Genomic DNA, 21,436 nt, shown 5'->3' with positions numbered 1-21,436 from the left:
TTCCCAGCCGTCGTCGGGGCGGGCAGGTCAGTAGGCGACTGCGGGTGGGGCGAGCGGAGCGATTTCCCGGTCGAAGAAGCTGTGGAATTCCTCCCCGCGCTCGTACAACGCCTCGAATCCGGCCAGCGTCTCCTCGATCAGCGCTCGGTCGGCGAAGCGATTGGCTCCCGCCGCGTTCCCGTCGTCGTCGTACTGGACCTCGTACATGACGACGTCTCCGAGGATCACCACTTCCGGCACGGTGCGTTGGTTCTCGATGTCCGAGATCTTGCGGGCGTCGAGCACTCTGATATTCTCGCCCAATTCCACGCGCAAACGCAGAACGAACATCTCCCATTGCACGTACGGGGTGATGGGGAAATCCACCACGCGAAGGCGACGCTCCAGGATGTGCAGCTGTGCCGCCTCGCGGAACTGTCGCGTATAGATTTCGCGCTTCTCGTCGACGAGGGAAAGTGCGCTTTCCCAGTTTCCGGCGGCGAAGGCCTCCCAGCTGGGGAACCCGCGTTCCTTGAAGTTCTGTCCCCGTTCGAGCTTGTTCTGTCGGCGAATGCCGCTCTCGCGGATTCGATAGAAGTCCGCGTGATACGTGGGGCGGTCCATACGTTCGAAAGTACCGCTGGGGAAGGAATCAAACACTGGGGATATCCGGTTTCGCCGTAACCAACATGTTCCTTGGGATGACAACGAGCCGCTCATCGGGCCCGATTGAGACGCCCGCCGGTAACTTCCCGCCGAGTGACTCCGTGAGATCCCGGCCGATGACGGCGATGTCCCCGTTCGTAAGCTCCCAGATGTCGGGGCAGTCGGGGGCGCCGGTCGTGTTTCCCAGTTCCTGAGGTGATTTCCCGAGGCGCCGTTTGAACGTAGTATCCGGATCGGCTTCCCAAGGCCTGGCCATGGACATCGCCCCCTCGATAGAATCGCAATTTGATCAATCTAGCACTTGGCTAGTCTGGTTGACCAGGCGAAAATCAGACTTGCCGGAGAGTGATAGATGTCGACGGTTTGACGTGGTCGGCGTATCTTCGGAAGATCTGTAAAGACTTATTCAGGGGGGACTGTGGATCCGGAGACGGCCCTTCTCGCGCAAAGCGCGGGAGCTACGCTCGTCACTTTGATGACAACTGATGCCTGGAATCGCACCCGGGGTGGGATTGCGCAACTTTGGCGCCGAGCACAGCCGGACCGTGCCGAGGCTGTCGTCGCGGAATTGGAAGCCACCCGCGAAGACGCGCTGGCGGCAGGCGAGGCCGACGATCAGGAAGCACTCGGCGAACTGCGTCTGGAGTGGCAGGGGCGGCTCCGGCGTCTGCTCGCCGCCCAGCCCGACGTCGCCGTGGAACTGCGCCGACTCCTCGACGAACTTGAGCCGAGCGGCTCGACCGCCCCCTCGGCCAAGGCGATCCACCAGCATGCCACCGCGTCCGGCCGGGCCCGGGTCTATCAGGCGGGCCGAGACCAGCACAACACGCAGCGATGACACGTGAGATGGACGGCTACGCCGAGGACCGTGGCCGCGTCTACCAGGCGTCGGGTGATCAGCACATCAGCGAACACCACCACTACGGCGAGGAGTTGGCTGCCCCGGGAGGGCCCGACTCGGTTCGCCGTCCGGCGGTCGGCCGGCCTCCGGTCGTGCTGCGGGATCGCCTCGACGTACTGGAACGTCTGCGAGCAGGTGTGCGGGTGGGACATGGCGGCGAGGCCTATGTGCTGTACGGCATGGGCGGCTGCGGCAAGACCGCGGTCGCCTACACGTTCTTCCAACTGGCCGTCGACGAGTGCGAAAGGGTAGGCCTGTGGGTCAGCGCCTCCGACCGCGCGAGTCTGCGCGCCGGTATGCTCGCGGTCGCCGCCGACAGAGGCGCGAACGACGGTGAACTGCTGGCCGCCCGCAACGGACTGCGCGCCGCCGCCGATCTCGTCTGGCAGTACCTCGACCGCTCCGCCGAGCCCTGGCTGCTGGTGCTCGACAACGCCGACCAGCCCGAGATCCTCCGAGACGGCAATTGGCTGCGGACCAGCCCCCGAGGCACGGTCGTGGTGACCACGCGCCGGTCGGCCGCCCGCTGGTGGCCGGGAGCGGAGTTGCAGCACATCGGCGTACTGCCGCGTGAGGACGCAGCGCGCGTGCTTCACGATCTCGCCCCCCACAGCGGTACGAGGGAGGAGGCGGCACAGATCGCGGAACGCCTCGGCAGGCTGCCGCTGGCCCTCACGCTGGCAGGCGGCTTCCTCTCCCAACAAGTGCTCGACCCCTGGACGCTGGAGGCCTATGGGCGCCGTCTCGACGAAGGCGGAGACGAAGGGGAACGAGTCGGGCTCATCGACCAAGGAGCCGATGCCTTGTCCCAACAGGATCCCCGGCACACGGTGGGACTGACGTGGCAACTGACACTCGACGCGTTCGAGGAACGAGGGCTGCCCGAAGCGACCGCGCTGCTGCGGCTGCTGGCCCGTTTCGCCCCCGAACCGTTGCCGCTGTCCCTGCTGAACCGGGCCGAGATCGACGCTGTTCTTCCTCTCGCGCGCTGCGAAACCGCCCTGCGAGCGCTGCTCGACCAGTCGCTCACCGAACTGGTCGACGTCGGTGTGCGGTGCGCGCAGACCCATGGGGTGCTGCTCGACAGTGTCGCGGCGGCGACCCCGGCCGAGAAGGTTCCGATGCTCGACACCACGGCCGTCCGTCTCCTCGACGCGGCCTTTCCCGCTCTCCCCGACGCGGGCCCGCACGATCCGCTGCTCCGGCTGCTCGTTCCCCATGCGGTGGCCCTGATGCGACGCATCGAGGACCCGGCGACGTCCGCCGACGCGCTCGCTGTGGCGACCCGGCTGGCCGTCGCCCTGTACCGCACCGGGGACTACCTCTCCGCCTGGGAGACCGCGAGCGCGGCAGCGGACTTCGGCGAACGGCGGCTCGGCGCGGAGCACCGGTCCGTACTCGCCGCCCGCTCCAGGGCAGGCCGCGCGCTCTTCCGGCTGGGCAGGTACGCGGACGCCGAGTCGCTGCTCGATCGCGTCCGCGCCGCTCAGGTCCGCCTGTTCGGGGCCGACGATCCCGACACCCTGGACAGCGCCCATGGCCTGCATCTCGTACTGGCCAATCTCGGCAGACGGGACGAGGCCCTCTCGCTCCTCCGGGCCACGGTCGCGGGCCGTCGCCTGGCGCTGGGCCCTGAGCACCCGTTGACCTTGCGCTCACGCACAAGTCTGCTGGAACTGCTGTCCGCCGCCGACGTCGTCACCGAAGAGGATGGCGCCCTGCTCGACCTGCCCTCGGAATGCGACCGACTTCTCGGCCCGGACCACACGGTCACCCTGGGCGCCCACCACAATCACGCCTGGGTGCTGTACCTGTTGGGCCGCTTCGACCAGGCAGGCCAGGAGATACGACAGGTCACCGAGGCCTACCGGCGCCGCTTCGGCCCCGACTATCCGATCGCACTCGCGGCCCAGCAGCTTCTCTCCCGGACCCAGGTCGCGCTGGGTCGAGTCGACGCGGGGACCCAGCTGATGACGGATGTCGTAGCCCGGCGGGAACGCAGCCTGGGGACCGACCATCCGTTCACGGTTGCCAGCAGGCAGCTGTTGGACGCGTTCGCGTCGGGACGATGGCGCCCGCCTGAGGCGTGACGGGGGTACGGGGGTGCGGGAGTTCAGCCGTCCTTGACCTCGGCGACGAAGGACGCCCAGGCGGCGGACGCGAAGAGGACGGCCGGGCCGTGGGGGGCCTTGGAATCGCGGACGGGGACGATGGTGGGCACCCCGTCACCGACTTCGAGGCAGTCGCCGCCGTTGGTGCTGTGGCTGCTCTTGCGCCAGGTGACGGGGAGTTCGCTCGCGCTGATGGTTCCGCCGACTTCCAGGCAGTTGCCGCCGTTGGTGCTGTAGCTGCTCTTTCGCCACACAACAGACAGCTCGCTTGCGCTGATCATGTGTCTAGCTCCTTCAGATGCCTGCGGATCAACTCGGCTGACGCGTCGGGCGACAGGGCAACCGCCCTTAGCAGATCATAGGCTCGGATTCCCTCCGTCACCTCGTCCTGGCCAAGGGCCGTTCGACCCTGGGAGAAACCGTCCACGAAGAGCACGTCCGGCCCTTCGTCGAAGCCGAGCACGGTGAACGGACCCGCGAGCCCAGGATGCGCGACAACCGTCCGAGGGATGATCTGGATCACCGTGCGGGGATGTTGGCCCGCCTCCAGCAGACGCTCGAACTGCTCGCGCATCACGGCCTCACCGCCGATGTGCCGCATGAGGACGTACTCGTCCACGATGAACCACGTCCTGGGGCGTTCCTCGCGTTCGAAGATCTCCTGCCGGGTCATCCGGGCGGCGACCAGATCGTCGAGGTTGTCCGGCCGGACCGCGAGCAGCATCGAGCGGGCGTACTTTTCGGTCTGCAGCAGGCCGGGGATGATCTGGTTCTCAAACACCCGGATGGACACAGCCTCTCCTTCCAGCTCCACGAACGGCAGGAACCAGGACGGATACGCATAACTGACGACGAGCGGGTGCAGCCTCGCGAAGTGGCCGTCCGTCTTCAGCGCTACATCGAGGTCGCGCGCGAGGTCCAGGGAGGGAACCCGATTCGCCGACTCGATCTTGGAGATCATGGACTGAGTGGTGTGGGCGAGACGTGCCGTCTGCTCCTGGGACAACCCCGCATTTGTGCGGAGGCGGGTCAACTCCGTGCCGAAGAAGGCCAGGAGGGACTTCGTGGGGTCGGGTGCGGTGTCGGTCTCGACGGTCATGCGCAAACCTCCTCCGTCATGACCGGGAGGCGGTCATGGCGACCTCCCATGACCTCGGTCAGGTCATGGCGTTCTCCCTGGTGAAGCTACCCAACGGAGCGCAACGCTGTCTCCACAACCGGTAGTTGCCCACCCCAAAGGGGCACAGGAACACATCGACGTGGAGAAGCGCGTGGAGACAGACAAGTGTGCGGGTACGGCCCCGGAGGCCGGAGCGGTCCTGTTCGACGTGGAGTCGGAGAAGGTCGGGGAGTACCGGGCGAAGGTCGGTCCCTATCTGCTGCTCCGCCCGCTCGGCGGCGGCCGGGAATGGGAGGCGGTTCCGGCGGACGTACGCCCCGCGACTCCCGCCGAGCAACTGAGCGCCAAGGTGCGGGCGGTGAACGACCAGGCCGTGCGCAACCGGGCGGAACCGGTGAACGGCCCGAGCCGCGAGGTGTGCCACCCGCCGGTGCCGGTCCCCGGTTGTACGGAGTGCGCCGGACTCGGTGACCGACGCGCCACCGCCCGCGCCGGGTTCGACTGGAGCGGGGAGACGGACGCGAACGTACTGCTCCGCTCCCATCAGCTCCGGGACCACGGCGCATGACCCGCCGGGTGTTCCGCTACGTGCCCTACCTGATCGTCCAGGACCCCACCGCCGAACCGGAGTACGCGGCGCGCTGTGTGTCGGGCGAGGAGAGCGACTGCGGGGCCGAGTCCGGCGTACGACAGGGCCCGGCCGACGTGGAGGAGTGGCAGCGCAGGCACACGCAGGACACGCGGCACACCCGGTACCGGCGTACGTTCGCGGACTACGCGGTCCTGGAGCCCCAAGGCGGCGGATATTCCGAGGTGTCTCCCTGTGTCGTCGAATTCACGATCCCGGGGTCCTCGTCAACGGTTACAGTAATCCCATGACCACCACTGAATCCGTATCCCGTGTCGCCCTGAAGAAAATCACCCCCGACGTCTCCGCCTCCATGGGCGCCCTGCATGGCGCCGCTGTATCCGCCGCGCAGGATGCCAAGGTCGAACCCGAAATCCTGGAGCTGATCCGGATTCGCGCCTCCCAGCTCAACGGCTGCGCCTTCTGCCTCGACATGCACACCAAGGACGCCCGTGCCCAGGGTGAGACCGAGCAGCGGATCTACGCCCTGAACGCCTGGCGGGAGACCCCCTTCTTCACCGAACGGGAGCGCGCCGCACTGGCGTTGACCGAGGCCGTGACCCTGGTGCACGACGGGCACGTCCCCGACGACGTGTACGCCGAGGCCGCCGCCGTCTTCGACGAGGCGCAGGTCGCCGCGCTGATCTGGGTGGCCACCGTCATCAACGCGTACAACCGGATCGCCATCGCGACACGCATGGTTCCCGGTGGTTATCAGCCGGTGCAGAAGACCGGCTGAAATTGCTGAAATTGGAAATGGAAAATCAGGGCAGGGCGATTTCGGATCGTCCTGCCCTGTCTTTTTCCCTTGCTTGTCGCAGGTTTACTCCAGCGGCTCCATGAGGCTTTCCAGCCATTGTCGCCATTCGGTCGCCCGTATCGCGCGGCCCGCTCGCAGAATCGGTTTCGTTCCGCCCGTCCATTCCGTCACCGGGCGGATTCCGTGCAGGGCGTTCACCAGCCACACCTCGCGGTCCTCCAGGTCGGCGAGGGTGCGTTCGCGGTGGGCGACGCGGACGCCGGTGCGCTGGGCCCGCTCCTGGATGAGGGCGGCCGTGACTCCGGCCAGGACGGGGAGTTGCGGCGAGGGCAGACACAGGGTGTCGTCCTCCCACCACAGGAGGCTGGAGGTGGCGCCCTCCAGGACCACGCCCGACGGCGTGATCAGCACCGCCTCGTCGGCGCCCTCGGTGGACGCCCGCTGCCGGACCCGGCCCAGGATGTCCAGGTCGGGCCCCTTGCGGCGAGGGACGGTACGCGGGTCGGTCTGGCCCGCCGCCCAGACCCGTACGCCCGTGCCGAGCTGCGGAGCGTGCCGGAGCAGGAGCCTCAACTCCCGTGATTCGGCGCCCAGTTCCACCCGGGGAAACCACTCCCCGGCGCGGGGCAGCGCGTCGGCCATGTCCCGCCAGAAGTCCACCAGTTGGCGCGGCGAGGGGCCACCGGAGTCGCCGCACGCCCGCAGGAAACGCTCCCGGTGCCTGCCCAGGGCGCGTACCCGGCCGTCGCGCAGCAGCCATGAGTCGGCGACCGCCAGTCGCTCACCGAGCGTCGGCACGGAACCGACGGAGTCCGCCCCGGTCAGACCCCGGCGCGGCGACCACGCCAACCGCCCTTCCGTGGGCGCCGCTTGTGTTGCTGTTCGCGTCATCGAGTGCTCTTCCTTGATACCGCTGGTACGTCTGATACCTCGGTCAGTACTTGCGGCCCGCCACCGCCGGTGCCCCGGTCCGGGGGCCGTAGGGTGCGTGCTCCAGCCACGATCCGCACCACGGCAGCACCGGGGCGAGGGCCGCCGCCGCGCGCTGCTTGGCCCGGACGATCCGGCGCCGTGGCCGCAGGTGGTCCAGCGCGTTGCCGGCGGCGGCGCTGTTGAACACGGCCGCCGCATGCCGTACTTCGGCGAACTCGGCGACAGCTCCCACCAGCCCCGTCCTGGCCACCGCCGCGATCGCCTCCGCCGCTGCGGCCGCGTCCGCGATCCCGCTGTTCATCCCGCGCGCCCCGAACGGCGGGAACAGATGCGCCGCCTCACCGACGAGCAGTACCCGCCGGTGCCGGTCGGTGAAGGCGTCCGCGACCTTGCGCAGGAAGCGGTACGTCGACACCCACAGGATCTGGTTCCCGTACCCGGGCGCCTCCAGCACCCCCGGCAGCCAGTTCCGTACGGCCTCCTCCGTGCCGTACGCCTCCTGCGGGTCGTCGTCGCGACACTGGAGGTCGACCTGGAAGCCGCCGGTGAACGGCACCCGCATCACGCTTCGGCCGCCCGCGCCCGGGTGTTCGTAGTGGAAGACGCGCTCCAGGGGGAGTTCGGCGCCGGGGATGTCGGCGACGTCCACGACCACATGGAACCCCTCCGAGCGCGTCCCCTCCATGGTGATCCCCAGCTCCGCCCGTACGGCGGAACGGGCGCCGTCGGCCGCCACGACGTAAGTGCCGTGCCAGACGCCGCCGTCGGAGTCGGTGAGGGTGACCCCGGTCGGCGAGGACCGCACGCCCGTCACCCGTACGCCCCACGCGAACCGAACGCCCGCGTCCCGGCAGGCGGCGCGCAGGAAGCGCTCGGTGTCCACCTGGCGCAGGCTGGTGAAGGGCGGGGTGGTCGCGGACGCCTTCGGCTGCTCGGGGAAGGTGCGGGAGTAGACCTCGCGGCCCCGGTACAGCGTGCGCCGGGTGTGCCACGTACGTCCGTACGACGCGAACTCGGCGGCCAGGCCCGGGCGCATCCCGTCCAGCAGGCGCAGGGTCTCGCGGTGCACGAACAGGGCGCGGCTGCCCGGGCGTTGACGGTCCTCGGGGTCCGCCTCCAGGACGACGACGGGCAGTCCGTGGGCGCGCAGCCCGAGGGCGGCGGACAGACCGACGGGACCTGCCCCGACGACCAGTACCTGCCCCGTCACCCGCCCCGTCACCTGCTCCGAGGAGGTCATGCGCGCGCGCCCTCGGCCAGCATGCGGGTGATCTCCACCCGTTTCACCTTCCACGTCGCCGTCATCGGCAGCTCCTCGAACCGCCACTGCCGGGGCTCGGCCATCGTCGGCAGATCGGCGGTCGCCTGGCGCCAGCGGTCCGGGTCCAACGGCAGCTCGTCCCGTACGCAGACCACGGGCACCGGCTCACGGTCGGCGCCCGGCACGATGACGACCTCGCGCAGCTCCTCCAGCCGGTCCATCAGCGTGTCCTCGACCTCCAGGTTGCTGTGCACGGAGTCGATCTGGTCGACCTCGCGGTCGATGAGATACAGCGCGCCGAGCCTGCTCCGGTAGCCCATGTCGCCCATCTGCCACCATCCCCCGCCGTCGAGCTGGCGCTGGTACTGCTCGCGTGCCCCGAGGTAGGTGAGGATGCGTCCGCGTGTACGGGCCTCGATGCGCCCCGGCTTTCCGGGCGCGGCGGGCCTGCCGTCGTCGTCCGTGACCCGGACCCGGGTGAAGCCGGGTATCCCGATCCCGACCCGGCGGCCGTCCATCTTCGCGACACTGCGCCGGGTGAACCACTGGAAGGCGACGGGCCCGGTCTCGCTCTGCCCGTACAGCTGGATCAGCCAGGGGCTACGGCGCTTCGAGGCGTTCAGCAATCGTCGTACGGTCCGGGGGTGGATCGCGTCGAACGTCGAGCCGTACGACCGTACGCGCGAAAGGGGTTGGCCCGGCGCGTCCGCCAACTCCTCCCACAGGACGAAGGTGTTGGGGTGCGTCTCGACGATCCCCGGGCGGTGGCGGGCGAGCAGCGGGCCCACGGCGGCCGGGGTCGGGTCGGTGATCAGGAGCAGTGGGCTGCCGAAGTGCAGGAGCACGCCGAGGAGATGGTAGAAGCGCGAGTGCACGAACGACATGTGCAGCGCGGCCGTCTCACCGCGTGTGGGCCAGCCCATCGCCTGCTGCGGTACGAGACGGTTCCACATGGTGTTCGCGCAGTGCACGGCGAGCTTGGGGATGCCGGTGGTGCCCGAGCTGTGGGTGATCAGGGCGGGTTCGCGAGGGTGGAGGCGGACCGGGGCGGCGGGTTCGGCACCCGCGTACATCGCCAGCGGCTCGGCGTCGGGCGCGTCGGCGCCGGCGTCGGCGTTCACGGCGAGAGTCCGGCGTACCAGCGGGGAGATGTCCAACTCGCGCAGCGGGCCGGTGAGTTTGGCGCTGTCGGTGAGCAACCAGGGGCGGTGCAGACGGGCCAGCAGCTGGCCGACGACCGGTCCGGCGAGGCCGGGGGAGAGCAGCACGGGGACCGCGCCGATACGGGAGACGGCGCAGGTCAGCAGCACGATGTCGACGTTGTCCGTCTTGTGGACGACCACCTGCTCCGAGGGTCGCACCCCGGCCGCCCACAACCGGGCCGACAACTCCTCGATCACATCGGCCAGTTGGGTGTAGTTGAGATCGACTCCGAGGTCGGGGCTGACGTCGAGCGGACGGTCCAGGGTGACGAAGACGGCTCCGTGGCGGTCGGCGGCCCGCCGGAACATCGGGCCCAGATAGAAACCGCGGTCGGCGAGCAGGGGCTGCGGCTGTGGCATGCGCCCGTTCCCTTCTGAAGTACGGCTGGTGGTCGCGGCGGTCCCCGTGTTCACCAGGCGCCCTGGCGGACCAGATGGCGGCGGAGCTTCCCCGTCGAGGTGCGAGGCAGCGACGGGACGAAGCTGACGCTCCGGGGGACCTTGAAAGCGGCGAGACGGGCGCGGGCGAGCTCGATCAGTTCGGTCTCCAGCCCTGCCCTGGCCGGGCCGACGGGGACGACGAAGGCACGCAGTCTGCTGAAGCCCCGCTCGTCGGTGAGTGCGGCGACGGCGATCTCCCGCACCGCCGGGTGGGTGCGCAGTACGGCCTCCACCTCCAGCGGCGAGATCGTGATGCCGCCGACCATCTCCATGTCGTCGGCGCGGCCCAGATGCCGGTAGCTGCCGTCCGGTTCACGCACCGCCCGGTCCCGGGTCGCCAGCCAGCCGCCGACCAGTGAACGGGCGTTCTCGTCGGGCCGGTTGAGGTACCCGCTCGTCAACGTGGGTCCCCGCACCCAGAGTTCGCCCTCACCTCCGTCGGCGGCCTCGGCGTCGGACAACGGAAGCCCGGCACGGTCCCGCAGTTCGACCTCGAACCCGGGGACGGGACGACCGACCGTGCCGGGGTGGTTGTGGTCGAGGCTGTTGGCGCAGAAGGCGTGTCCGGCCTCCGTCGAGCCGATCTGCTGCAGCACCGGCGCGCCGAGCAGCTCACCGACCTGCTGCCCGAGCCCGTCCGGCAGCCCCTCACCGGCCGATACGGCGGCCCGTACGGAGGCGAAGCAGGCCTGGTGGCCGTTGCCCCGGTCGGCGACCAGGGCCGCGTAGGCGGACGGCACGGAGTAGAGCAGCGTCACCCGGTGCCGGGCCACGAGTTCGTCGACGGCGGCCGGGGCCGGACGCCGGTCGACCAGGACGGCCGACGAGCCGGAGAAGAGCGGGAAGACGAAGGCGTTGCCGAAGCCGTAGGCGAAGTACAGCTTGGAGACGGAGAGGGTGACGTCGTCCTGGGTTATCCGCAGCAGACGGTGCCCGATGAGGTCGTGGTAGGTCTTCGGGTCGCCATGACAGTGCACAACTCCCTTGGGACGCCCGGTGGTTCCGGACGTGTACTGCACGTACAGGGGAGTGTGCGCGTCCACCGGGTGGGCGTCGGTGGCCGGTTCGGCGGTGGGGGCGAGGGCGGTGAGCTGGTCGGCGCCGAGGAGGGGCCGGCCCGCGAAACGTCCCGCGTCTCCGGCGGCCTCCTCCAGCCCCGGTCCGGTCACGCACAGCACGGCCTCGGCGTCCTCGGTCATGAACGCGTGGTCGGTGGGCGGGAGTTCGGGGTTGACCAGGACGGCCACGGCACCGAGCCGGGCCAAGGCGAGGAAGGCGGTCACCCAGGTGATGCCGTCGGGCAGCGCGAGGACCACCCGGTCGCCGGCGCCCACCCCGTGCCGGGCGAGCACCGTCGCCGTACGGGCGGCCAGGTCGTGCACCTCCCCGTGCGTCCAGGACCTGTGCCCCTGCTGGCTCTGGTGGAAGGCGGGCCGGTCACTCCAGCCGCGCCCCTCGGCGAGGGCGACGAGATGGGCGGCGAGGTTGCCGGGGGCGCCGGCATCGGGGGGTAAGGGCGCGGACAGGGATGTGGGCGCGGGGGGAGCGGTGGTGGTGGACGGGTGCGTCGTCATCGGGCGGCCTCCTCGGCGGCGGCCGACAGCGACGAGGACCGCTCGTACTCCGGGTACTCCGAATACCTCTGGTACTTCTGGTGCTCCGGATACTTCTCATGCGCCCGGTCGCCCTCGTGCCGCTGCTGGTACTCCTCGTAGGCGCGCATCTGTGCGGCCGTCTTCAGCAGCATCTCGTCGTACTCCGCGACCGGGTCCGAGCCGAGGACGATCGCGCCGCCCGCGCCCAACTGCATCTCGTCGCCGGCGATCACGGCAGTCCGGATGACGATGCTGAGATCGGCGCCGCCGCTGCATCCCAGATAGCCGAGGGCCCCCGAGTACACGCCACGGGCCTCGGTCTCCAGCGAGTCGATGATCTCCATCGTGCGGAGCTTGGGCGCGCCGGTCATGGAGCCGCCGGGGAAGCAGGCGCGGACCGCGTCGACCGCGCCGGTGCCCTCACGCAGCCGTCCCTCGACGTAGGAGACGAGCTGGTGCACGGTGGCGTACGTCTCGGCGACCATGAGCCGGGAGACACGGACCGTGCCGGTGCGGCAGACCTGGCCCAGGTCGTTGCGGAGCAGGTCGACGATCATCAGGTTCTCGGCGCGCGTCTTGTCGTCGGCGGCGAGCGAGTCGCGGAGCCGGTCGTCCTCCGCCGGTTCGTGGCCGCGCGGGGCGGTGCCCTTGATGGGCCTTGCCTCGGCCATGCCGTCCCGGGTGATCCGCAGGAACCGCTCGGGGGAGGAGCCGGCCACATCGAGGTCCCCGAACCGAAGGAAGGCCGAGTACGGAGCCGGGTTGACCCGGCGCAGGACCCGGTAGTAGTCGTACGCGTCCCGCGGGGCCGGCATCCGCGCGGCGTTGGTCAGACAGACCTCGTAACTCGTGCCGGCCGTCAACTCCCGTCGGCAGGCCGCGATGTCGGCGAGATAGGTGGCCCGGTCGCGCACCAGCCACGGTTCGGCGGCGGCGAGGTCCGGCTCGGCGGCCGGTACGGGCGGCGACGGCTGTTCCCCGGACACGAAGGAGAGCTGGGCCAAGGCGCTGTCGAGCCAGTCGGCGGCCTCCAGTGTGGCCTGCGGAGTGTCCTCGGCGACACAGACCGCGTACGTGTAGCCCTCCTGGTGGTCGACCGCGATCAGCCGGTCGGCGAACAGCCAGCAGGCGTCCGGGGTCTGGGCCCGGTGGACGTTGGGCGAGGCTCCGCAGTCGGCCTTCGTCTCGTACCCGAAGTAGCCGACGTAGCCGCCGGTGAAGTCGAACGGCAGGCCGGTGGCGTCGACATGACGGTTCGTCAACTGCCGCTTCAGGTAGTCGAAGACGCTCGCCCTGACCTTGCGTGTCGGCCGTCCGTCCCGCTCGATCTCACAGACGCCGCTCGTGACGTCGTAGCGCACGAACTCGGCGAGCGGGCCGGACCCGTCCCCGAAGAACGAGAACCGTGACCGCCCCTTCTCGACCTGCGAACTGTCCAGCCAGAACGCGCGCGGCGAGCCGGCGTACATCCGGCCGAACGCGGCCTCCGTGTCCACGGCGGTGGCGATCCGGCGGGTGTGGAGACGGTGGGTGGGACGCTGCTGGGGGGAGCGGCGCTGGGCGGGAACACGGGTGGTCCGGGGGACGAGCACCGGGGAGGAGAACTCGGGCATCGCGGCCGCGGTACGGGTGACGGCCGTGTTCTTGGCACGGAGCTTGCGGGCGCGTTCCGCCGTGAGGTTGCGGAAGTTCATGAGCATGCGGCGTCCGTACTCGGTCAGGACCGACTCCGGGTGGAACTGCACTCCCCACAGGGGGCGCGTTCGGTGCCGCAGGCCCATCAGCACGCCGTCCTCGGCCCAGGCGGTGGCCTCAAGGGTGTCGGGCAGCGGCTCGCGCACGGCGAGGGAGTGGTAGCGCACGGCGGTGAAGTTCTGCGGCAGGCCCTTGAAGAGGTCCCGCTCGTCGTGCCGGATCGTCGAGAGATACCCGTGGCGGGGCTCAGGGGCGGGCTCGATCCCGCCGCGCTCGCCGAGCGCGATGCCCTGATGGCCCAGGCAGACGCCCAGGACGGGTATCCGGGACTCGGCCAGTACACGTGCGCTGATCCCGAAATCGCGGGGGGTGGCGGGGTGCCCGGGTCCCGGGGAGACGACCACGTTGTCGAACTTGTCGAATTCCAGCAGACTGTCGACTCTGCTGGTCAGCGCGTCGTTGCGGATCACCGACGGCTCCTCGCCGTTGACCTCCGCGATCAGCTGGAACAGGTTGTACGTGTACGAGTCATAATTGTCGATGAGCAGGGTCTTCACCCGCCCACCTCCCTTGCATCGTTCATGCCGTCGTTCAGGCCGTCGTCAGGCGGTACGCCGTTTGTGCCGTCCACGAAGTGCCTGGAGCGGCGGATACAGCCATTTCTTGAAAAAGCGCTGAAGGCGCGGCATGAGAATCCAGGTGACGAGTGCCGTCACGGCCAGACAGAGCAATAAAGTGCGAATGAGCGGATTGACGCCGCCGAGGAACGGGAGAATGGTCAGATTGAATATGAGCACGGGTGGAAAAACCGCGCTCATATTCACGAACCACAGCTTCCACTTGTCCGGGGGACGCGGTGGAGTGGGCGCTGCGGCGGCCGGCGGTGAGTCGGCCTGGGAGTCGAACCACACCCTCGATCCCTGGACGCTACGACGCCCGGTCTCCCGGGCGAGCCCCTCGACCCTGGCTCCCCACTGAGCCCAACTGGCGGAGTTCTCCCAGGCCAGGGCCGTACTCTCGCTGTCGAAGCGGTAGACCACATGCCACTCAGCCTCTCCGTCGACAAGCACACCACCCCCTAGAAATCCCGGCTCACGCGCACTCGCACGCAGCACGGCCCACCCCCAGGAGTGGAACTCGGTCTCGCGGCCCGGGATCACTTGATACGCCACCGTGACGGTGACGGGATTCCTGGTCACCCCGTCGTATACGCAGCAGGAACCGGTCGCGCTCAAATATTCAACGAAGATTTTCGAAATCTCCTCCCGGATGTCCGGAAGGTTGGTTTTTATCAGGCTTTAGGGCGGCTTTCGGGGTTCTTTCAGTGATACTCGGGGTAACTTTCCCGGAATTCAGGAAAGGGCTTGCCCAGGAGGGTGGAATAGCTGCACGATCGCCATTCGACCGACGCGAGGGAGATTTCATGTCCAGGTACGACTGGGATATGACCCACGAGGGAATCGAACGGGCCCGGTCCGTGATCGAACCGGTGCGTAAAGAAGTGACCGCTCACCCGATTTACCAGCTGATAAACACCAGGGAACACCTGGCGACGTTCATGGAACACCATGTTTTCGCGGTGTGGGACTTCATGTCCCTGCTCAAGTCGCTGCAGCGCGAGCTGACCTGTGTCGACGTCCCCTGGGTGCCGCGCGGGTCGGAGGTGAGCCGGCGCCTCATCAACGACATCGTGCTCGTGGAGGAGAGCGACGAGCTGAACGGCGGCTTCACCAGCCACTTCGAGCTCTACCGGGCCGGCATGAGCGAGGCGACGGCGGACACGTCCCGTATCGACACGTTCATCGCCCTGGTGGGGGAGGGGCACGACGTGGACTCGGCGTTACGGGTCGCCCAAGTCCCCGCTCCCGCAGCCGAGTTCGTCCGCGCCACGTTCGAGATCATCAAGGACCGTCCACTGCACTGCCGGGCCGCGGCCTTCGCCTTCTCCCGCGAGGATCTGATCCCGGACATGTTCGACCAGGTGATCAAGGAGGAGGGCACCGACAGCTTCCCCCTGTTCCGCGACTACCTCTCCCGCCACATCGAGGTCGACGGCGAGCAGCACACGCCCATGGCGATGCAGATGGTCGCGGACCTGTGCGGTACGAGCGACACCCACTGGGCGGAGGCGGCGGAGACGGCGACGGACGCCCTGGAGGCGAGGGTGCGGTTGTGGGACGGGGTGGTCGGCGCGATGGGGTGAACCGGGCCTTCTCCCCGCCGGCCCACCCCTTCAGCCCGTCCGGGGGTCCCCCTCTGGGGGAGTTTGAGGACAAGCGCCTTCAGCGCGGTGGGGGGTCTGGGGGCGCAGCCCCCAGGAACGGGACGGGACGGGTAAGGGCGCCGGGGGCGTGACCTATTCCGGCGCCTCACCGAACCGGGCCAACGCCAACGCCCCCACCACGGCGACCGCGAACCCCGCGACCGCCAGCCACCCCAGCCCCTCCCGGGTACGGTCCCCCAGCCACACCACCCCGATCAGCGCGGGCCCGATCGTCTCCCCGATCACCATCCCCGCCGTCGGCACGGTCACAGCCCCCCGCTGCAACGCCGACGTGAGCGCCAGAAACGCCGCCCCGCCTCCCACCACCAGCGCGTACACCGCCGCGTTGCTCACCAGCGCCCCCACCGACACGTCATCGATGAGCCGCACCGACACCTCGACCACCCCGAACCCGAACCCGGCCGCCAACCCGAGCGCCAGCCCCCGTCCCCGCTCCGGCAACCTCCCGCCCAGCAGACCCAGGACCAGCACGCCCACGCCGGTCGCGAGCATCGCGTACCTCAGCGTGTCCGTCCCCGCACGGTCCCCCTCCGTGCCCGACGCCAGCCCCAGCATTCCCAGCCCGGCGCACACCACCCCCACCGAGGCCCACTCCACCCCGCTCAGACGCACACGCAGCAGCCGGGCGGCGACCACCGCGGTGACGGCGAGACTCGCGGCAAGCGCCGCGCCGACGGCGTAGATCGGAAGGGACCGCAGGGCGGCGATCTGGAAGACGAAGCCGAGCCCGTCCAGGGCCAGTCCGGCGATGTACCGCCACTGCCGCAACGCCCGCAGCAACAACGCCGCGTCGTCACCCGGACCACCGCCCCCGGCCGGGTCGGTTCCGGCCGTCGCCGCGCGCGCGGCCACCGCCTGCAACACCGTCGCCGTACCGAAGCAGACCGCCGCGCTGAGCGCGCACACCATTCCAAAGAGCACAAAGTGACTCTAGGCGGGAGAGGTACGGGCGGGAGGAGCAGGGGGGCAGGCCGACATGCTCCTCGGACGATCCTTAAACTGCACGGAAAACTGCACGAAAAACTGCGAAACGCCAACGGGGAGACACGACATGGCCGACGCCAGCAGAAGAACGCGCGGACAGCTCCGCTCGGGAACCGTCGTCCTCGGCGGCATGGGCCTGCTCGCCGCCGCCCTCACCGCCTGCTCCTCCGACGACCCCGACAAGCGCTGCGTCGACCGCGACAGCTACCGCGCCGCCAAGGGTTACAAGGTCGTCGCCGAGAAGAACTGCAAGACCACCACGGCCGTCAACGGCGCCCACTACTACGGCGGCAAGAAGAAGTCGGGCTGGGTGAAGGGCGGCTCGTTCACCAAGTCCGGTGAGAGCGGCGGCGGTTCCGGGAGCAGCGACGACGACCGCAGCGGCACCGGCGTCCACCGCGGCGGCTTCGGCGGCGGCGACAGCAGTTCGGGCGGCTGAGCCCCGACATGCGGCGCCGCACGATCGAGCCCCGCCCCGACTGGCAGCGGACCGTCGAGGAGCAGGGGCTCATCTACCCGCTCACCCTCCCCCAGTCTCGGCTTCGCTCGACCGGGGGGACCCCCATCCCCGACGACTCCCTGCGCCCCTACTGGGACGAGAGCGCGTACTACGTCTTCTCGCTCCCCGAGGTGGAGGCGCTGGAGGAGACCGTCGAGGAACTCCACGCCATGTGCCTCGCGGCGGCCGACCACATCGTCACCGCGAACCGCTTCGCCGACCTCGGCATCACCGACCCGCGCATCGCGGAAGCGGTCGCCGAGGCCTGGCACCGCCGGGCCGAACTCCCCTCCGTCTACGGCAGGTTCGACCTCCGCTACGACGGGACGGGCCCCGCGAAGCTCATCGAGTACAACGCGGACACCCCCACCTCCCTCGTCGAGGCCGCCGCCCCACAGTGGTTCTGGATGGAGGACCGCTTCCCCGGCGCCGACCAGTGGAACTCCCTCCACGAACGCCTCGTCGCCGCCTGGAAGAAGCAGGCGGCCCTCCTTCCGCCCGGCAGCCCTCTCCACTTCGCGCACTCCGCCGCCGACGAGATCGGCGAGGACCTGATGACCGTCGCGTATCTGAAGGAGACGGCGGGGCTGGACACCGAGTGGATCGCCATGGAGGAGATCGGCTGGGACCCGCTCTCGGGCCGTTTCGTCGACAACCAACTCCGGTTCATCCGCAGTTGCTTCAAGCTCTACCCGTGGGAGTGGCTCACCGCCGACGAGTTCGCCGGCCACGTCCTCGACACCCTGGACAACGGCGGCGGCACGGGCAGCACCCTGTGGATCGAACCGGCCTGGAAGATGCTCCTCAGCAACAAGGCCCTCCTCGCCATCCTCTGGGAACTCCACCCGGGCCACCCCAACCTCCTCCCCGCCTACCTGGACGGCCCCCGGGAGCTGGCACACACCACCGGCTACGTCGCCAAGCCGCTGCTGGGCCGCGAGGGCGCCGGCGTGACGGTCCACGAGCGGGGCACCACGCCCGCATCCGCCCTCGCTTCCCCCGCCGTACCCGGCCCCGAAAACCCCTGCTGCTACCAGGAGTTGGCGCCCCTGCCCACCTTCGACGGCAACCACGTCGTCCTCGGCGCCTGGGTCGTCGAGGACGAGTCGGCGGGCCTCGGTATCCGTGAGTCGGCCGGCCTGATCACGGACGAGTACGCCCGCTTCCTGCCCCACGTCATCCTCTGACGCCCTCCGAGGACCTCCGACGCTCCCGCTGACACCCGTGCGGGTGGCGTCGCTCGCATGGTGGACAGCGCGGCTCGGCCCTCCGGCCTGCCCGGTAGGCTGACCGGCGGGCCGTGACTGGCGCGCTGGGATGGGACCGACCATCGGGAAGCGGCCCCAGGACCGTCGCAACCCGTTGCCGGGGTCCGTGAGTGAGTGCCGTGCGCCTGGGCCGAGCCGTGAACGCCGAACGCCACGTCCGGAGGTCCCCATGTCAGCCGAGCCCCTCAACACCGAGCACCTCTCCACCGAATCCACCGCCTTCCGCAGCGCCCTCGACGTGATCCGCGCCGTCGAGCCGCGCGTCGCCGACGCCATCGGCCAGGAAGTCGCCGACCAGCGCGAGATGCTCAAGCTGATCGCCTCCGAGAACTACGCCTCCCCGGCCACCCTCCTGGCCATGGGCAACTGGTTCAGCGACAAGTACGCCGAGGGCACGATCGGCCGCCGCTTCTACGCCGGCTGCCGCAACGTCGACACCGTCGAGTCCCTCGCCGCCGAGCACGCCCGCGAGCTCTTCGGCGCCCGGCACGCCTACGTCCAGCCGCACTCCGGCATCGACGCCAACCTCGTCGCGTTCTGGTCCGTCCTCGCCGACCGTGTCGAGGTCCCGTTCCTGGAGAAGACCGGCGCCCGCCAGGTCAACGACCTCTCCGACGCCGACTGGGCCGAGCTGCGCCAGGCCTTCGGCAACCAGCGCATGCTCGGCATGTCCCTGGACGCCGGCGGCCACCTCACCCACGGCTTCCGCCCGAACATCTCCGGCAAGATGTTCGACCAGCGCTCCTACGGCACCGACCCGGCGACCGGCCTCATCGACTACGAGGCGCTGCGTACGTCGGCCCGTGACTTCAAGCCGCTGATCATCGTCGCGGGCTACTCCGCGTACCCCCGCCTGGTGAACTTCCGGATCATGCGTGAGATCGCCGACGAGGTCGGCGCGACGCTCATGGTCGACATGGCCCACTTCGCGGGTCTGGTCGCGGGCAAGGTCCTGACCGGCGACTTCGACCCGGTTCCGCACGCCCAGATCGTGACGACCACCACGCACAAGTCCCTGCGCGGCCCGCGCGGCGGCATGGTCCTTTGCGACGACTCGCTCAAGGACCAGGTCGACCGAGGCTGCCCGATGGTCCTCGGCGGTCCCCTCCCGCACGTCATGGCCGCCAAGGCCGTCGCCCTCGCCGAGGCCCGGCAGCCCGCCTTCCAGGACTACGCCCAGCGCATCGTCGACAACGCCCGCGCACTCGCCGAGGGCCTGATGAGCCGGGGTGCCACCCTCGTCACCGGCGGCACCGACAACCACCTCAACCTGATCGACGTCGCCTCGTCCTACGGCCTCACGGGCCGCCAGGCGGAGACCGCGCTCCTCGACTCGGGCATCGTCACCAACCGCAACGCCATCCCGGCCGACCCGAACGGCGCCTGGTACACGTCGGGCATCCGCATCGGCACCCCCGCCCTCACCACGCGGGGCCTGGGCACGGCGGAGATGGACGAGGTGGCCGGCCTGATCGACCGCGTCCTCACCGCCGCCGAGCCGGGCACCACGAAGTCGGGCGCCACCTCCAAGGCGTCCCACGTCCTGGACGCGAAATTCTCCGACGAGATCTCCCGCCGCGCGACCGACCTGGTCGCCGGCTTCCCGCTGTACCCGGAGATCGACCTCGGCTGACCCCGACCGCGGACGGGCGGGTCGCCCCTCACAGGTCGGCCAGTTCCTGGCGTGGCCCCTGCGGCGGCCCGGCCTCACGCCGGTCCGCCGTTCGTCGCGTCGGCAGTTGATCGGCCTTTGTCGGCCCAGGTCCCGGGCGGGCAGGCCGACGTCACAGGTCGATCAGCCCCTGCGGCGGCCCGGCCTCACGCCGGTCCGCCGTTCGTCGCGTCAGCAGCGCGCCCCCGGCGCCGATCCCCAGCCCCACGGCCAGCCCCGCCGCCGCCCACCGGAGTTCGTCCCCGGCCCCCGCACGCCCCGTACCGGCCGAGCCCTCCTGTGTTCCTCGTCTCATTGTCCGACGCTGTTTCCGATCGGTGGTCGACCCGTGTCCCTACCCGTACCGGACCGGGCCCCGAGACCTGAGAGAATGGTGAACATGGCCTCTGACCGTCCCCGCGTGCTCTCCGGAATCCAGCCCACCGCAGGCTCGTTCCACCTCGGCAACTACCTCGGTGCCGTGCGCCAGTGGGTGGCCCTGCAGGAATCCCACGACGCGTTCTACATGGTCGTGGACCTGCACGCGATCACGCTCCCGCAGGACCCGAAGGAGCTCACGGCCAACACCCGACTGGCCGCCGCCCAGCTCCTCGCCGCCGGGCTCGACCCGGACCGCTGCACGCTGTTCGTCCAGAGCCATGTCCCCGAGCACGCCCAGCTCGCCTGGATCATGAACTGCCTCACCGGTTTCGGCGAGGCGTCCCGGATGACCCAGTTCAAGGACAAGTCCGCCAAGCAGGGTGCCGACCGGGCGAGCGTCGGGCTGTTCACGTACCCGATCCTCCAGGTCGCCGACATCCTGCTCTACCAGGCGCACGAGGTGCCGGTCGGCGAGGACCAGCGCCAGCACATCGAGCTGACCCGTGACCTCGCCGAGCGCTTCAACGGCCGCTTCGGCGAGACCTTCACGATCCCGAAGCCGTACATCCTGAAGGAGACGGCGAAGATCTACGACCTTCAGGACCCGTCGATCAAGATGAGCAAGTCGGCGTCCACGCCCAAGGGCCTCATCAACCTCCTCGACGACCCGAAGACCACCGCCAAGAAGGTCAAGAGCGCGGTCACGGACACGGACACCGTGATCCGCTTCGACCGCGAGGAGAAGCCCGGCATCAGCAACCTGCTCGGCATCTACTCCACCCTCACCGGCACGGACATCGCCGAACTTGAGCGGAAATACGACGGCAAGGGCTACGGTGCGCTGAAGGTGGACCTCGCCGACGTCGTGGTCGACTTCGTGACGCCGTTCCGGGAGCGCACCCAGCAGTATCTGGACGACCCGGAGACGCTCGACTCGATCCTCGCCAAGGGCGCGGAGAAGGCACGGGCCGTCGCCGCGGAGACCCTCGCCCAGGCCTACGGAAAAGTCGGCTTCCTGCCCGCCAAGCACTGATCCGAAGTCGCCTGGGTACCTGTACCACCGCACGGCGCACGAAG

21 protein-coding genes and 1 pseudogene are annotated in these 21,436 nt (G+C 69.5%); 10 read left to right on the top strand and 12 right to left on the bottom strand.

Annotated features, from left to right (window positions below; translation table 11 throughout):
• Window positions 1–27: 27 nt before the first annotated feature.
• Both QA861_RS16495 and QA861_RS16490 read right to left on the bottom strand, forming a co-directional pair.
• Window positions 28–639, bottom strand: a complete 612-nt coding sequence (locus QA861_RS16495; RefSeq protein WP_334589078.1) for a DUF6879 family protein — start codon at window positions 637–639, stop codon at window positions 28–30.
• Entirely contained in the window at window positions 632–901 is a 270-nt protein-coding gene (locus QA861_RS16490; protein WP_334590589.1) for a hypothetical protein, read from the bottom strand. Before QA861_RS16490 ends, QA861_RS16495 begins: the two co-directional genes overlap by 8 nt.
• Window positions 902–1,213: 312 nt before the next feature.
• Between QA861_RS16490 and QA861_RS16485 the strand changes: the two genes are divergently transcribed.
• Entirely contained in the window at window positions 1,214–1,483 is a 270-nt protein-coding gene (locus QA861_RS16485; RefSeq protein WP_334589077.1) for a hypothetical protein, read from the top strand.
• Window positions 1,480–3,636 (top strand): tetratricopeptide repeat protein, encoded by a 2,157-nt coding sequence (locus QA861_RS16480; RefSeq protein ID WP_334589076.1) that lies wholly within the window; start codon window positions 1,480–1,482, stop codon window positions 3,634–3,636. Before QA861_RS16485 ends, QA861_RS16480 begins: the two co-directional genes overlap by 4 nt.
• 23 nt (window positions 3,637–3,659) lie before the next feature.
• Here QA861_RS16480 and QA861_RS16475 read toward each other — a convergent pair whose 3' ends face one another.
• A complete protein-coding gene (locus tag QA861_RS16475) occupies window positions 3,660–3,938 on the bottom strand; it encodes a DUF397 domain-containing protein (protein WP_334589075.1) in 279 nt (92 codons plus the stop codon).
• Window positions 3,935–4,756, bottom strand: coding sequence for a helix-turn-helix domain-containing protein (locus QA861_RS16470; RefSeq protein ID WP_334589074.1), 822 nt, complete (start codon window positions 4,754–4,756; stop codon window positions 3,935–3,937). The genes QA861_RS16475 and QA861_RS16470 overlap by 4 nt, the downstream gene beginning before the upstream one ends.
• A gap of 172 nt (window positions 4,757–4,928) precedes the next feature.
• Here QA861_RS16470 and QA861_RS16465 point away from each other — a divergent pair, with 172 nt between their 5' ends.
• Genes QA861_RS16465 through QA861_RS16455 form a run of 3 tightly spaced genes read left to right on the top strand, consistent with a single transcriptional unit; the run spans window position 4,929 to window position 6,144 of the window.
• Window positions 4,929–5,345: a hypothetical protein gene (locus tag QA861_RS16465; protein ID WP_334589073.1), complete on the top strand. Its 417-nt coding sequence runs from the start codon at window positions 4,929–4,931 to the stop codon at window positions 5,343–5,345.
• Window positions 5,342–5,656 carry a DUF7848 domain-containing protein gene (locus tag QA861_RS16460; RefSeq protein WP_334589072.1) on the top strand — a complete coding sequence of 105 codons (315 nt, stop codon included), beginning with the start codon at window positions 5,342–5,344 and terminating at the stop codon, window positions 5,654–5,656. Before QA861_RS16465 ends, QA861_RS16460 begins: the two co-directional genes overlap by 4 nt.
• Window positions 5,653–6,144, top strand: a complete 492-nt coding sequence (locus tag QA861_RS16455; RefSeq protein ID WP_334589071.1) for a carboxymuconolactone decarboxylase family protein — start codon at window positions 5,653–5,655, stop codon at window positions 6,142–6,144. The genes QA861_RS16460 and QA861_RS16455 overlap by 4 nt, the downstream gene beginning before the upstream one ends.
• Before the next feature lie 84 nt (window positions 6,145–6,228).
• Here the strand turns inward: QA861_RS16455 and QA861_RS16450 are convergent, their stop codons facing one another.
• The 6 genes and pseudogenes from QA861_RS16450 to QA861_RS16425 form a co-directional block, all read right to left on the bottom strand.
• Window positions 6,229–7,056 (bottom strand): aminotransferase class IV, encoded by an 828-nt coding sequence (locus tag QA861_RS16450; protein WP_334589070.1) that lies wholly within the window; start codon window positions 7,054–7,056, stop codon window positions 6,229–6,231.
• A gap of 43 nt (window positions 7,057–7,099) precedes the next feature.
• Window positions 7,100–8,338 carry an FAD-dependent monooxygenase gene (locus tag QA861_RS16445; RefSeq protein WP_334589069.1) on the bottom strand — a complete coding sequence of 413 codons (1,239 nt, stop codon included), beginning with the start codon at window positions 8,336–8,338 and terminating at the stop codon, window positions 7,100–7,102.
• A pseudogene (locus QA861_RS16440) lies at window positions 8,335–9,909 on the bottom strand (class I adenylate-forming enzyme family protein); the annotation flags it as partial. The gene QA861_RS16445 and the pseudogene QA861_RS16440, both read right to left, overlap by 4 nt.
• Window positions 9,910–9,971: 62 nt before the next feature.
• Entirely contained in the window at window positions 9,972–11,576 is a 1,605-nt protein-coding gene (locus QA861_RS16435) for an AMP-binding protein (RefSeq protein WP_334589067.1), read from the bottom strand.
• Window positions 11,573–13,849 (bottom strand): aminodeoxychorismate synthase component I, encoded by a 2,277-nt coding sequence (gene pabB, locus QA861_RS16430; protein WP_334589066.1) that lies wholly within the window; start codon window positions 13,847–13,849, stop codon window positions 11,573–11,575. Before pabB ends, QA861_RS16435 begins: the two co-directional genes overlap by 4 nt.
• Window positions 13,850–13,894: 45 nt before the next feature.
• Window positions 13,895–14,527, bottom strand: a complete 633-nt coding sequence (locus QA861_RS16425) for an antibiotic biosynthesis monooxygenase (RefSeq protein WP_334589065.1) — start codon at window positions 14,525–14,527, stop codon at window positions 13,895–13,897.
• A gap of 188 nt (window positions 14,528–14,715) precedes the next feature.
• On the opposite strand from QA861_RS16425, the gene QA861_RS16420 reads away from it, so the two are divergent.
• On the top strand, window positions 14,716–15,495 hold the full coding sequence (locus tag QA861_RS16420; RefSeq protein WP_334589064.1) for a DUF3050 domain-containing protein: 780 nt from the start codon (window positions 14,716–14,718) through the stop codon (window positions 15,493–15,495).
• A 153-nt stretch (window positions 15,496–15,648) separates the two neighbouring features.
• Here the strand turns inward: QA861_RS16420 and QA861_RS16415 are convergent, their stop codons facing one another.
• Window positions 15,649–16,485 carry a hypothetical protein gene (locus QA861_RS16415; protein WP_334590588.1) on the bottom strand — a complete coding sequence of 279 codons (837 nt, stop codon included), beginning with the start codon at window positions 16,483–16,485 and terminating at the stop codon, window positions 15,649–15,651.
• 142 nt (window positions 16,486–16,627) lie between these two features.
• On the opposite strand from QA861_RS16415, the gene QA861_RS16410 reads away from it, so the two are divergent.
• From QA861_RS16410 to QA861_RS16400, 3 genes are all read left to right on the top strand, one after another.
• Window positions 16,628–16,999, top strand: coding sequence for a hypothetical protein (locus QA861_RS16410; protein WP_334589063.1), 372 nt, complete (start codon window positions 16,628–16,630; stop codon window positions 16,997–16,999).
• A gap of 8 nt (window positions 17,000–17,007) precedes the next feature.
• Window positions 17,008–18,246, top strand: coding sequence for a glutathionylspermidine synthase family protein (locus tag QA861_RS16405; RefSeq protein WP_334589062.1), 1,239 nt, complete (start codon window positions 17,008–17,010; stop codon window positions 18,244–18,246).
• Window positions 18,247–18,496: 250 nt separating this feature from the next.
• A complete protein-coding gene (locus QA861_RS16400) occupies window positions 18,497–19,960 on the top strand; it encodes a glycine hydroxymethyltransferase (RefSeq protein WP_334589061.1) in 1,464 nt (487 codons plus the stop codon).
• A 151-nt stretch (window positions 19,961–20,111) separates the two neighbouring features.
• Here QA861_RS16400 and QA861_RS16395 read toward each other — a convergent pair whose 3' ends face one another.
• Window positions 20,112–20,294, bottom strand: coding sequence for a hypothetical protein (locus QA861_RS16395; RefSeq protein ID WP_334589060.1), 183 nt, complete (start codon window positions 20,292–20,294; stop codon window positions 20,112–20,114).
• Between the two features lie 84 nt (window positions 20,295–20,378).
• Between QA861_RS16395 and trpS the strand changes: the two genes are divergently transcribed.
• A complete protein-coding gene (trpS, locus tag QA861_RS16390) occupies window positions 20,379–21,392 on the top strand; it encodes a tryptophan--tRNA ligase (RefSeq protein WP_334589059.1) in 1,014 nt (337 codons plus the stop codon).
• Window positions 21,393–21,436 lie beyond the last annotated feature (44 nt).

Source organism: Streptomyces sp. B21-083, from assembly GCF_036898825.1.
In the GTDB taxonomy this organism is placed as follows: Bacteria; Actinomycetota; Actinomycetes; order Streptomycetales; family Streptomycetaceae; genus Streptomyces.
The sequence above is the reverse complement of the archived record's forward strand: the minus strand, read 5'-3'. Positions and strand labels throughout refer to the sequence as shown.